The following is a 13,198-nucleotide window of genomic DNA, read 5'->3' as shown; positions in this document are numbered from 1 at the left end:
TGTGGATATGTGGAATAGTTCGCCCGATAAAAGGAAAACTACAGAAGACAACATTGACATGCAAGGAGGAGGTCATCATGTCGTCCCTTCCTTCCACCGTAGAGCCTTACTGGCGCGACTCCGTTTCGCTTCCGTCGTTTCCGAAGCTCGATGCGGACATTTCCGCCGACGTCGCAGTCATCGGCGGCGGCATTTCCGGGATTACAACAGCGTATTTGTTGTCGGCGCAAGGGGCGCGCGTCGCCCTTCTGGAAGCCGACCGGCTCCTGAACGGCACGACCGGCCATACGACAGCGAAAATCACGGCCCAGCACGATCTCGTCTATGATGAATTTCTCAACCATTTCGGTGCAGAAAAGGCGCGACTCTATTATGACGCCTGCATGGACGCACTCCAGTTTATCCGCCGCACGATCGAAGAACAACAAATAGACTGCGACTTTTGCGAGCAAGATGCCTATATTTATACGATGTCTTCCTCTTCTTTCCAAAAACTAGTGAAAGAATGGGAAGCGTACGAACGGCTCGGCATTGACGGCGCCTTCGTTGAGTCGATCCCGCTCCCGCTGCCGGTGGCGGCAGCGGTCGTGATGAAGAGGCAGGCGCAATTTCATCCGCTCAAATATTTGGCCAAACTCGTCGATTCGATCACACAGGCTGGCAGCGCCATTTACGAACACACACCAGCGGCGGATATTGAACAAGGAAAAAGGATGACAGTCATTACGCGAGACAAAAAACGGGTTGAGTGCGACCATGTCGCCGTCTGTTCTCACTTTCCGTTTTACGACGGCGGGTTTTACTTTTCGCGCATGTACGCTGAACGGTCGTACGTATTGGGAGTGACGATCACTGAACCGTACCCGGGCGGCATGTATTTAAGCGCCGATGAACCGAAACGCTCGATCCGCTCCGCAGCGGCAGGCAGCGAGACGCTTATCCTAATTGGCGGCGAAAACCATAAAACCGGCCAAGGCGTGCCGACGATGCGTCATTACGAGGCGCTGTCCTCGTTCGCTTCGCAGCTGTTTACGGTGAACGACATCCGTTACCGTTGGTCCGCCCAAGATTTGACGACGCTGGACAAAGTGCCGTACATCGGCCCGATGACGGCAGGGACGCCAAACATTTATGTCGCGACAGGGTACCGGAAGTGGGGGATGACGAACGGGACGGTCGCCGGGATGCTTTTGTCTGACCTCATCCTCGACCGCGACAACCGATACCGCGACTTGTACTCCCCGTCGCGCTTTTACGCTGATCCAAGCATGAAGCAGTTTTTCACGACAAACCTTGACGTCGCCAAACATTTGCTGGAGGGAAAGATCGAACCGGTTGTCCGCCGGCCGCAAGATTTGACGCATGGCGAAGGGGCGGTTGTCTCGGTCAACGGAAAGCGGGCTGGCGCCTATAAGGACGAAGCCGGGGTGCTCCATGTCGTCGACACGACGTGCACCCATATGGGTTGCGAGCTGGAGTGGAACAGCGGCGACCGGACATGGGACTGCCCATGTCATGGCTCGCGCTTCTCGATCGATGGCGATGTTATCGAAGGACCGGCGAAACAGCCGCTCGCGCGCATTGAACTTGATGACGCGAAGTGACGCGCTGACGCAGGACGGCGGCGCGTGCAGAACATCGTCGCAATCGGCATGTCGACCTTGAGTTCCAATGGGGGTTGGGAGCGTATGTTCCTAACCCCCTTATCGTTTTCATTTGCCGATAGCGCATTTCATGATAAGATGAAAATTAGAGTGGACTGCATGTTGTATGATGTTTTCGGGAGGGATGACGCATGGACCTTGAACCGATTTTTCTCACCCCTGTCTTCCAAGAACGGATTTGGGGCGGCACGAAGCTCGCCGAACGATTCGGCTACGACATTCCGTCTTCGCAAACAGGGGAATGCTGGGCGGTGTCCGCCCATCCGCACGGGCAGACGGTCGTCGCCCGCGGACCGTTTGCCGGGATGACGCTCGGACAATTATGGGAGGAACGCCGCGATTTGTTCGGCCACTTCCCGTCTGACCGCTTCCCGCTGTTGACCAAAATTTTGGACGCCAACGCCGACTTGTCAGTCCAAGTCCACCCGGACGATGAATACGCCAAAACGCATGAAGGCGGAGAACTCGGCAAAACGGAGTGTTGGTACATCATCGACTGCAAGCCGGGCGCTCAGTTGATTTACGGCCATTATGCAGAAACGAAAGGAGAGCTGCGCGCGATGATGGAAGCGGGGGAATGGGATCGTTTACTTCGGAAAGTGCCGATCCGCCCCGGCGACTTCTTCTATGTCCCAAGCGGCACGATCCACGCCCTTTGCGAAGGGACGCTCGTCCTTGAGACGCAGCAAAGCTCAGATACAACCTACCGCGTCTACGATTACGACCGCGTCGACAGCCAAGGGCGGAAGCGCGAGCTTCATCTCGAGAAAGCGATTGACGTCACGACCGTCCCGCATCGCGACATCGATGTCCACCCCCATGTCGCCGAATTTCCCGGCGCGACGGTGACGACCTTCGTGGAAGGAGACTACTTCGGCGTCCAAAAATGGGACGTCCATGACGCGTTCGCGTCAGAACAGACGAAACCGTTTCTCATCGTCAGCATCCTAAAAGGTGAAGGTGAGCTCGTTCATAATGAGCGGATATACGCGATCCGCCAAGGCGGCCACTTTATTTTGCCGCACCAATTTGGCCGGTTCACGATCCGTGGGATGCTTGAGGCGATCGCCTCATGGCCGCGGGCAGGCAAATAAACGACTGACTTCCTCAACCAATGGGTTGCAACATACAAAAAAGGTGTCCTCTTGCCTTTGGGACACCTTTTTCTATTGTCCACCCGAGAAGGGGACGGCTGAACAGAACATGCCGTTCAACAATAGGATTTCACCCATGAAGAAATCCCATCATCTTCCCCGCTTAGGAGAAAGATGTCCCTTTCATTTGACCGAGACGATACACAGAGGCAATATGCCGCGCCGTTTGTGTCACATAATGTTCTGCCTGCTCCAACGCTTTTTCAAGCGGCACGACGCCGGGCACGATCGTAAACAGCGCGTCGATGCCATGATCCAACACGACGGCGCTGTCGTCGCCCAACGACCCGGCGATGCCGATGACGGGGACGCCGAACTGTTTCGCTGTCTTGGCGACGCCGATCGGCGTTTTGCCGAACACCGTCTGTCCGTCAATCCGCCCTTCGCCGGTGATGACCAAGTCAGCGTCTTTGACGCGCTCCGCGAGCTGAACCGTCTCGATCACAATCTCTACGCCGCGCTTTAGCTCGGCCGGGAGAAACGCGAGCAGTCCCGCCCCCAACCCGCCGGCCGCACCCGCTCCCGGGATGTCGCCGACTTGTTTGCCGAGATCGCGTCGGATGACATCTGCGTAATGCGCCAAATTCCGGTCGAGAACGGCGACCATGTCCGGTGTCGCCCCCTTTTGCGGACCGAAAATGGCCGACGCTCCGTTCGGACCGGTAAGCGGGTTGTCGACGTCGCACGCCACGTCAATGCGGACTCCCCCAAGACGCGGGTCGAGACCGGAAAGGTCAATCGCATGCAAATCGGCCAGCGCGCCGCCGCCCGGACCGATGTCGCAGCCGTCTTCGTCCAAAAGCCTTCCCCCGAGCGCCTGCACCATGCCGGCCCCACCGTCGTTCGTCGCGCTGCCGCCAATGCCGATGATGAGGTGGGTGGCGCCGGCATCCAGCGCTGCAAGGATCAACTCCCCTGTCCCTCGCGTCGTCGTCACCAATGGGTTACGCCGGTCGCGCGGGACAAGGTGCAGCCCTGAGGCGGCGGCCATCTCAATCACCGCCGTCTTCCCATCGCCAAGCAAACCAAAAAACGCCCGCACCGGCTCGCCGAGCGGCCCGGTCACTTCCGTTTCGACGATGCGGCCGCCGGTCGCATCAACGAGCGACCGCACCGTCCCTTCCCCGCCGTCGGCCATCGGCACCTTAACGTATTCCGCCTCCGGAAACACCGTGCGAAACCCACGCTCGACCGCCTCGGCGACTTTGAGCGCAGAAAGACTTTCTTTAAATGAATCAGGGGCAATAACGATTTTCATTCTTTTTCCCTCCTCTTTTGTCTCCATCCAAACCTTGGAAACGAAAAGTCATCGGAAACGGCTGTCTTGGCACAAACGATGACAATAGCCTCCACTATAAGTTGTTCGCCAACCGAAGCGCTGCTTCCTTTGAGCGCAAACAAATCGCCAACATACTTACGCCACGAACAAATCATGGCTGCTCGTAGCCGCCATAAGCGGGAAAAGAGAAGCGCCAAACACCTCAGCCGCCGCAATCGTATTCGGATTCGGCGATATGATATTTCCGTCCTTTCCGTCGCCGACAACGTCGCAATCGCGCTAGCTGTACTGGAAGAACCACCTATGCTTTATCTGCTTCCCTTTTCATTCAGCGAAACAAGCACGATCCAGCTGTATAGTTCACGAAAGAATCGGCATCGATTGGAACCAACTTTCACTCAATATGTGTCAAATTTTGTGGAAAAAAGGCGAAAAACAATGCCATTTCGTCTATTTTCACAATTGTGTATATAGTACTATAATAGATGTAACCATATGTTCGTTTGTTCCAATTGGGAACATCTTGATTCTATAAAAAAGACGGTTTCCAAATTCACCGTTCGCCATCGGCGGCTATAATCCGTATTTTTGCTGAAAGCCACTGGCATGTGAGCGGCCTTCCTCTTTTTGGAATCACTTCATCAACGCCGAAGTTGTCAGAGGTCAGATTTATAGGAGAGAGAGCTGTGATGTTACTCCGAGCACGACCGATGATTTTTGCTGTTTTTTCCGCATCCATTGTTGTTGTTTTTGTGTCAGAACCGCCTTCCTTCGATCGCACCTATGTCATCGCTTTGCTGTTTTATTGGCTGTTTTCCAGCTTGTATTCACACTTGCGCGTCATAGACAAAACGAAAAACAATATTCCCGTTGATTACGGCATTAACTATAGTTTATCGTTCGCCTTATTTGCCGGCCCGTTCGGGCTGTTTATCTTTGAAGCGTTGTTTCGCTTGACTGAACATATAGCAAAAAAATATTTGAAAACAGCGGAACCCGATGAATGGCTGCACACATTGTACAACATCGGCTCGTTTGTGACGTTCAATTCGCTCGCGTTTGCCTTATACAATCTCCTTGGTCCGCTGTTTCAGTCTATTCCGTTCATTGGCTTCTGGCTGCTTTTATTCCTGCTCGTCATCGTCGTTTCCTTTTTGACTGACTGTTGCCTGATCATCATTTTTTATATAACCGGCGACATTCAGACACAGCGCGAGGCGTTGGACTTTATTAAGACGAGAAGCTGGATGGACATGGGAAAAACGGCGCTGACAAACGGTCTGTTATTTCTCTTTTTGCAAGAACAGCGGTGGGATATGCTTTTGAGCTTATTTTTGCTGAATTACTTCGTCAGCCGCTCGTTCTTTTCCAAATCGCAAAGCATCCAGCATAAACTAGAACGCGACCACTTCGAAAAAATGGCCTACACCGACTTTTTGACCGGCATCCATAACCGCGCCTACATGGATCAAACGATCGCCAAGCTAAACGGATCCGGTGAATGGATTGGCGTCGTCGTCGCCGATATCGACAATTTTAAAACGATCAACGACACGTATAACCATGCCGTCGGCGACGAGGTGATCCGCCATTTCGCCTCAACCTTGAAACAGTTTCTCAAAGAGGGCGATTTTTTGTTCCGCAGCGGCGGTGAAGAATTTACGATGTTTTTGCGTAATCGCACATTTGAAGAGAGCGTCCGGCTTGTCGAGGAGATTCGAGAAGCAGTGCGCCATAGCACTGTGTTGGTCGATTATATGGCGGCAAAACGTCCCATTGCCTATACGTCGTCGTTCGGTCTTTACTTTTGTCAAGCAGAAGGAACGATGTCAATTGAAAAAGCGTACATTTATGCCGACCATTTATTGCTCCGTTCGAAAGAAAGCGGCAAAAATAAAGTATCAGCCCAATGCGGGGGAGTTGCATAAATTAGGCGGCTCTCCCCTGACTTTTCCTTAGCGCAACCCTCTTTTCCTGCTATATTTCCCTAAACGTCATTTGGCATAACACCTTAATCAAGATTCGCGATCTGTCAAACCAATGCGGCGCCCCTTGAGTGAATAACGTAAAAATTCCTTAATTGAAAAAGATTTCCATAAAATAATGAGACCGCTTCATCATTACACAAACGGTGATTGATGAAGGATAGCCGTTGTGCTGCATTGGCGGCAACGGCTATTTGAATCAAATGTCTCATACTTTATCCCCCATATTCAACCGTAATGGATAAATCTGCGATAGAACGTCTTCATCCCATCATGAAACTAAGAAATGGAAAAACCCCATTTACTTATGATACGGTTCCCCGCGGTTAATGCGAAATGCGCGGTAAATTTGCTCGAGCAAAATGAGGCGCATCAGCTGGTGTGGAAACGTCATTTTCGAAAACGACAGGGTCTCATCGGCGCGCGCCATCACTTGTTTGCTTAAGCCAAGCGAGCCGCCGATGACGAACACCACTTTGCTTTTGCCGTAGGTGGCGAGCTCATCGAGACGGGCGGCGAATTGCTCGGACGATTGCATCTTCCCTTCAATCGCGAGCGCGATGACGTGAGCGTCATGCGGAATTTTCGCCAGCAGCCGTCCTCCCTCGCGCTCTTTGATTTGTTCCTCCTCAAGTTCGCTCGCCCGCTCCGGCGTTTTTTCATCAGCGACTTCGATGATGTCGATTTTGGCGTATGCGGACAGACGCTTTGTATATTCATTAATTCCAGCGATTAAATATTTTTCCTTCAATTTACCCACAGCGACAATGGAAATATGCACAAACAACCCCTGCCTTATAAACAGCTTATCAACAAGATTTATCCACATATACACAACACATATCCACATGTTGTGAAAAAACTGTTATCCTCCTACGACATATACAGCTTGTTTCGAGCAAAAATAGCACTGTTTTTCGCTGTTGTCCACAGGCAGGAGATCCGGCGCCTGTTCCGTTTCATCTACATATTGATCAATAGCGATGTCGACATGTTCTTCACATGTGAATATCATCATTCTCGCCCCTCTCCTTGTGGAAAAAAGAAGGAGCGTTTTCGCTCCCTCCATTCGTTTAATACGACTCACGCGCCAGCTTCATCGTGACCGTGCGTTTTTTCCCATCACGATAAAACGTGACTTCCATCCGGTCGCCGATCGATTTTTTCGTATACAAATATTTGCGCAAATCAAGCACGTTGCGGATTTTTTCGCCGTCAAGCGCCACGATGACATCAAACTGTTTTAAGCCCGCCTGTGCGGCCGGCGACATCGGCACGACTTGAATGACCGCCGCTCCTTCCGTTACGTTCGGCGGCAAATGGAGCGTCGCCTGCAAATGGTACGATGGGATGTCGCTCAGCGAGCGAAGTTCAACGCCCATGTACGGACGGCGCACTTGTCCGTATTTTTCCAAGTCCGAAATGATCGGAATGGCCGTGTTGATCGGGATCGCGAACCCGATGCCTTCAACCGCCTCTTGGGCGATTTTCATCGAGTTGATGCCGATGACTTGCCCTTTGATATTGACAAGAGCGCCGCCGCTGTTGCCCGGGTTGATCGCCGCATCTGTCTGCAATACTTCTGCGTTCCAGTCTGGAGCGCCGTCTTGGTCCAAATCGACTTCGACCGTCCGGTTCGTTCCGGAAATAATGCCTTGTGTCACCGAGCCGGCAAACTGCAAACCGAGCGGGTTGCCGATGGCAATGACTGGCTCGCCTGGCTTCACCGTATCGGAGTTGCCGAACTGGGCGACTTTTTTCACATGCTTCGCGTCAATTTCCAAGACGGCTAAATCCATAAGCACATCACTGCCGAGCAGCTTCGCCGGCACTCTCGTCCCATCTTTGAGGCTCACTTCGAGCTGACTGGCGTTTTCAACAACATGATGGTTCGTGACGATAAACGCCCGGCCTCCCGCTTTCTTGTAAATGACGCCCGATCCGACGCCAGCCTCGCCTCCTTGCGACCAGAAGCTGGCTTCTTGAATGTTGACAACGCCGACAACCGCATCCGACACTTGGTCGATCGCCTTTGTCACCGCCGTCGTCACATCTACGGAAACACTCTGCCGAATCGGTGGAGTTCCATTTTCCTCTGTTTTTGGCTCTTCCTCTGCTCTTTGATTCGGCACAACATCATACGGGAGGATATCCCAACGGGAAAGCGCCGGAATGGACATGAGGACGAGCAGCCCTCCTAACACGGCGCCGACAAGCGCGGAAACAAACGATCCGCTGCGCCGCTTCCTCCTCGTTTGTTCGTACGGCTCATAATGGTCGTCGTAGTATCCCATGCTCACCCTCCTTTCCACATTCGTCTCCATCCCTCATTATAATCATGAACAGGAGAAAAAATCCAACAAATGTGTCTCCCTCAGTTTCGGCAAAACGGGCTTTATACATACGCTAGTGCCGTCGCCCGACGCGGATCGGTATCATACAAACGAAAGCGGGCGCCGACCGCTAAGCCTTTCTGTTCCAACACTTGCGTCACGGTCATGCGCGCCAGCTCTTTCATATTGTTATCTTGGCTCAAATGGGCCAAATAAATTTGCTTTGTCCGGTCGCCGATCACGTCAGCAAGCGCCAAACCCGCTTCCTCATTCGAAATATGGCCGACATCGCTTAAAATGCGGCGCTTGACGCTCCATGGATATCTCCCCATCCGCAGCATGCCGACGTCATGATTGCTTTCAAACACGAACACATCCGCGTTTTCAATCGTCTTTTTGATCCGCTCGCTCACATAGCCGGTATCGGTGAGCAACGCAAGCTTTTTCCCTTCATAGTGGAAAACGTAAAACATCGGCTCGGCGGCGTCGTGAGAGACGCCGAACGATTCGACGTCAACATCGCCGAACGTCCTTACCGCGCCGAGCGGAAAGACAAATTTTTGCTCGGGCGGAATGTCGCCGACCGTTTGTTCCATCGCCCGCCACGTTTTTTCATTGGCATACACCGGCAGCCGATACTTGCGGGCAAGCACCCCGAGCCCTTTAATATGGTCGCTATGTTCATGGGTGACAAGCAGCGCATCAAGCTGCTTTGGATGGCGGCCGATCTCAGCAAACAACTCCTCAAGCTGCTTGCCGCTCAAACCGGCGTCAACAAGCAGGCGCTGGCGGTCTGTCTCAATGTAAAAGGCGTTGCCGGTGCTGCCGCTGGCCAGCACACTAAATCGCATCGTCATGTTCTTTCACTCCAGCACATTTCCTTGATCATTGATCACTTGCCCTTCAAACGCATTGACGAAATAGTCTTCCTTCCGATTGACAACAATATGCCAAGTTGGAGTCAACACTTGGGATGCAGTAAATTGAACAAGCCCGTAATAGCCAAGCTCCACTTTCGTGACGCGGTCGCCCGGCTGCAAATGCCCTTTTCGGTACAACGTCTCAATGGCTTTAATCGCCGGGACGATATCTTGCTTCCGCTCGTACTTTTCCAAGTCGCTGAGCATCGTCTGTTCATACGACAGCGCTTCCCGTCTCCCGTTGACATGGATGACGAGCTTGCTGTTTTCATTGCCGTAAATCATCTTGCCGTCATACATTTGGTAGCAGGTCAAGATTCCTTGTTTTTCATCAAACGACCAAAAGGCATATTGCCCGCCGCCGATGATGTAGCGCTGCAAAAACTCACGCAGCTGGTATGGATCGTCAATCGGCAGCGCAACCGGATCGATGAACGTCCCTTTGACTTTCGTTTCTCCTTCGATTTTCACTTTTTGCCCGGGCAGCTTTTTTACATCCGCCATGGTGAATGAGCGGCTTTTGCCGCTGACATACGCCGCTTTCGTCACTTCTTTAGGCAGATCCACATACGTAATGCCGTTCGCCTCAAGCTGCTCTTCAATCGTCGTTTCCAAAATGACATCGAGCTGGCTGCTGTTTCGTTTTTCCATAAACTGATAGCCTAAAAAGCAGTCGAGGATGAGGAACACGATAATAAAAATCGTCTTCGTTTTACTCCAGTCCATTTGTTCCCCCTCCTCCCGCCTCATCGCCCATGTTTACCTTTTTCCACGTTTGTCCGTACAAGTAGAACCATGCCGGTTCAAGGCGGATGACTTTTTCCCGCTCCGGATCTTTGATGAGCTCATAGCCGATGGCGATATCTTTGATGAGCGATTTGCGAACGCCTTTCGTCTGTTCGAACCAGTTGACGACCTCATGGCCGGACGGCAGCGTTTTTGGTGTGCGGTTGCGATCCGCGATTTCAAGGCGGAAGAGCGGACGCTGGTATTTCATCAAATCGGACGCTCCCCACGTCTCCACGATTTCTGACATGCCGTATTCATTAAAGACTGGATAGCCGTTGACGACAAGCCGGAACGTGACTTTTCGATCCTCCTCGCTCCAGCGGGCGAAATGATACAGATCCGTCCAACCGCCATGCTCATTGACGAAATCAATGCTTTTTTGGATGATATGGGTTTCTTGCTCCGTTTGTCCCATATTCGAGACGCGCGCCGCTGGATTCACATACAGCAGCATCCGTTGAAGAAAATCGACGTCCATCAGCCGCGAACCGTCTGTATATTCTTCGCCAAACGGAATCAAATCTTTTTTGACAAAGCTTGGATCGCTAAAGAGCGCTTCTTTAAACTTGTCTGCGTCCAGCTCGTCGGTATAATATTGCAGACTGCTGAGCACCACTTCTTTTTCCGGCAAATACAACTGCTTCGTTTCGCTGACCGGATAAGCGAAATAACGCGGAAAATGGCTCGCTTCTTTCGCCAGCCGGCCGATCGCCGATAAGGAGGCATCGCTGGCAATCGCCTTGTAAATTTTGCGCTTGTCGGTCGCGATGAAGTAGATGGGGAACTCGTCCTTCCCGCCGAGCGGGACGAGCAGGCGGTCAAACGCCAAGCCGTCGAGCCCCCTGTCATCGATCGTGAAAATCAATCGGTATATGTCGATCGGCACTTCATCGGGGTAAATGATCTCAAGCCGCTCTTTGCCGTTTAAAAACGATAAAAACTTCCCTTGCGGAACAGAAGACGAAACATCTTCGAAATCATCAAGCGTCCATCTTCTCATTTCTTTCAGCACTTCATTTTTCTCTTCGTCTTTCGTCACAGCATAGGGGACGCCGTTTTTATGAATGAGAATCTGCTTTGGCTGCACGACCATCGCTGTATCCACTTGCGTATTGCTCACGGAGACGTGTTGAATGTATTCGTCGTTTTGCAGCACGTCGTATTTCGGATGATATGTCCATAAGGCAAACGTTAAGGTAATGCTGATGAGCACAAACAACGTCAACACGATGGTTTTGATCGTTTCATACATCGCACCAGTCATCCTTTTGCTCGCGTTCTAGCGGCAGCGTAAAATAAATCGTCGTTCCTTTATGCTCCTTGCTTTCTGCCCAAATCGTCCCGCCATGGGCAAGAACGACTTCTTTGGCAATGGCCAGCCCAAGCCCCGTACCGCCCAATTTGCGCGACCTGGCCTTGTCGACCCGGTAAAACCGTTCGAAAATTTTTGCCAAGTCGGCTTTCGGAATGCCGACTCCTTCGTCGCTGACGCTGACAATAATTTCATCAGCAAGTTTGCGGACGCGAAATGTAATCGTCCCTCCTTGCGGAGAGTACTTCAAAGCGTTCGAAATAATGTTGTCTAACACTTGCGTAATTTTATCTTCATCAACTTCAATAAAAATCGCCTCGCGCGGAATTTTGCGAACGAACCGGATGTTGTCGCTTTTCGTCAACTCAAATCGGTCAATAACTTTATGGAAATAGGCTGAAAAATTGATCCACGTTTTCTTCAGCTTGTAGTCTTTGCTGTCGAGCTTGGACAGATGGAGCAAGTCGTTGACAAGCCGAATCATCCGTTCCGTTTCATTTTGCACGACTTGAATGAACCTCGGCGCGATGTCTTTATCTTGCCAAGCGCCGTCAGCGAGCGCTTCTAAGTAGCTTTTCATCGTGGTGAGCGGCGTGCGCAATTCATGCGACACATTGGCGACAAACTGCCGCCGCTCGCGGTCGATTTTTTCCTGTTCGGTAATGTCGTGCAAAACGACGATCAACCCGTTGACAAATCCGCCCTCTTTTTGAATCACCGACAACGACGCGCGCAAAATATACAGTTCCTCATCCGTGCTGAAATCTAAAATGAGCGAATCGCGCTCCTCAAGCAGCGTTTCAAACGTATACTGGTCGGCAATGCCAAGCACGTCGACGATCGAACTCGACAGCACTGTTTCACGTGAAACATTCAAAATGTTTAACGCTGCATCGTTAATGAGAATGACGCGCCCGCGACGGTCGGTCGCAATGACGCCATCAGTCATATGCGTCAAGACGGACTCGAGCTTGCGCCGTTCCCCTTCCGTCGTCGCCTGCGCTTCCTGCAGTTTTTTGGTCAGATTATTGAACGTCATCGCCAATTGGCCGATTTCATCATAGCCGTACACTTTGACCTTGCGGGAGAAATCTCCCCTCGTCATCGCCAGCGCTTGCCGGCGCATATCGGAAATCGGCCGGGTGATCGTGCGGGACAAAAAAATGCCGAGCACGGCGGTAATGGCGAGAGCGATCCCCGTCCCGGTCGCCAAAATCATATTGATTTGCCGCATTTGCGAAAAGACGTTTTCCATCGAGGCGATGACGTAAATGACACCTTTGATTTCGCCGCTCGTTTTGATCGGAGTCGACGAAATGTACATGCGATGACCTGTTTTCGAATCGAGTAGCATCCGGTCGACGATTTCGCCGGTGACGAGGGAACGTTTTACATAAATCTCGGTCGTCCGCTTTCCGACGATGTTTTGCATATACGGATTGGATGTCGCAAGCACTTTCCCTTTCTCATCGATGACGCGCACTTCGGAAATGTCTTGGGAAACGAAATCATGAAGAAGCGAACGGATGTCTTCTTCCAATGTCGGGCTTTTTTCATCGCGCTCCCGATTCATCGCCTGCTCGACGTTATAGGCGAGCAAGGTCACCCGTTCGTTTAATGAGTTTTTAAAGTTCTGCACAAGCTCCGTTTCCAGCTTGCGAACGAAGTACACGCCGATGATTTGCATGGCGACGAGAATCAGTAATACATAAATGATGACAAACTTAAAATGAATCGAACGGAATGGACCTACTTTTTTCAT

The 13,198-nt window shown here is 51.8% G+C and carries 11 protein-coding genes; 3 read left to right on the top strand and 8 right to left on the bottom strand.

Translation table 11 applies throughout. The annotated features are described in order from the left end of the window. Positions 1 to 77 precede the first annotated feature (77 nt). The gene (locus JCR24_RS07715; RefSeq protein ID WP_021321298.1) at positions 78 to 1,604 is read left to right on the top strand and encodes an FAD-dependent oxidoreductase; all 1,527 of its coding nucleotides are present in this window, start codon (positions 78 to 80) and stop codon (positions 1,602 to 1,604) included. 191 nt (positions 1,605 to 1,795) lie between these two features. Next, complete coding sequence (gene manA, locus JCR24_RS07710) at positions 1,796 to 2,758, top strand: mannose-6-phosphate isomerase, class I (protein ID WP_023634557.1); 963 nt, start codon at positions 1,796 to 1,798, stop codon at positions 2,756 to 2,758. 163 nt (positions 2,759 to 2,921) lie between these two features. Here the strand turns inward: manA and JCR24_RS07705 are convergent, their stop codons facing one another. Next, positions 2,922 to 4,076, bottom strand: coding sequence for a glycerate kinase (locus JCR24_RS07705; protein WP_081132750.1), 1,155 nt, complete (start codon positions 4,074 to 4,076; stop codon positions 2,922 to 2,924). A gap of 710 nt (positions 4,077 to 4,786) precedes the next feature. Here JCR24_RS07705 and JCR24_RS07700 point away from each other — a divergent pair. Continuing rightward, on the top strand, positions 4,787 to 6,025 hold the full coding sequence (locus JCR24_RS07700) for a GGDEF domain-containing protein (RefSeq protein ID WP_011232930.1): 1,239 nt from the start codon (positions 4,787 to 4,789) through the stop codon (positions 6,023 to 6,025). 358 nt (positions 6,026 to 6,383) lie between these two features. On the opposite strand, the gene rlmH is transcribed toward JCR24_RS07700, so the two are convergent. From rlmH to walK, 7 genes are all read right to left on the bottom strand, one after another. Next, on the bottom strand, positions 6,384 to 6,863 hold the full coding sequence (rlmH, locus tag JCR24_RS07695; RefSeq protein WP_011232931.1) for a 23S rRNA (pseudouridine(1915)-N(3))-methyltransferase RlmH: 480 nt from the start codon (positions 6,861 to 6,863) through the stop codon (positions 6,384 to 6,386). An 84-nt stretch (positions 6,864 to 6,947) separates the two neighbouring features. Next, the gene (locus JCR24_RS07690; protein ID WP_011232932.1) at positions 6,948 to 7,100 is read right to left on the bottom strand and encodes a CxxH/CxxC protein; all 153 of its coding nucleotides are present in this window, start codon (positions 7,098 to 7,100) and stop codon (positions 6,948 to 6,950) included. Between the two features lie 55 nt (positions 7,101 to 7,155). Then, the gene (locus tag JCR24_RS07685; protein ID WP_011232933.1) at positions 7,156 to 8,376 is read right to left on the bottom strand and encodes a S1C family serine protease; all 1,221 of its coding nucleotides are present in this window, start codon (positions 8,374 to 8,376) and stop codon (positions 7,156 to 7,158) included. A gap of 101 nt (positions 8,377 to 8,477) precedes the next feature. After that, positions 8,478 to 9,272 (bottom strand): MBL fold metallo-hydrolase, encoded by a 795-nt coding sequence (locus JCR24_RS07680; protein WP_011232934.1) that lies wholly within the window; start codon positions 9,270 to 9,272, stop codon positions 8,478 to 8,480. Between the two features lie 6 nt (positions 9,273 to 9,278). After that, positions 9,279 to 10,061: a two-component system regulatory protein YycI gene (locus JCR24_RS07675; RefSeq protein WP_011232935.1), complete on the bottom strand. Its 783-nt coding sequence runs from the start codon at positions 10,059 to 10,061 to the stop codon at positions 9,279 to 9,281. Next, on the bottom strand, positions 10,048 to 11,376 hold the full coding sequence (locus tag JCR24_RS07670; RefSeq protein ID WP_238980409.1) for a YycH family regulatory protein: 1,329 nt from the start codon (positions 11,374 to 11,376) through the stop codon (positions 10,048 to 10,050). The genes JCR24_RS07675 and JCR24_RS07670 overlap by 14 nt, the downstream gene beginning before the upstream one ends. Next, positions 11,369 to 13,198 (bottom strand): cell wall metabolism sensor histidine kinase WalK, encoded by a 1,830-nt coding sequence (gene walK / locus JCR24_RS07665; protein ID WP_011232937.1) that lies wholly within the window; start codon positions 13,196 to 13,198, stop codon positions 11,369 to 11,371. Before walK ends, JCR24_RS07670 begins: the two co-directional genes overlap by 8 nt.

It is taken from the genome of Geobacillus sp. YHL, assembly GCF_022341265.1.
Taxonomy (GTDB): Bacteria; Bacillota; Bacilli; order Bacillales; family Anoxybacillaceae; genus Geobacillus; species Geobacillus thermoleovorans.
This window is presented reverse-complemented; position numbering and strand designations above follow the sequence as displayed.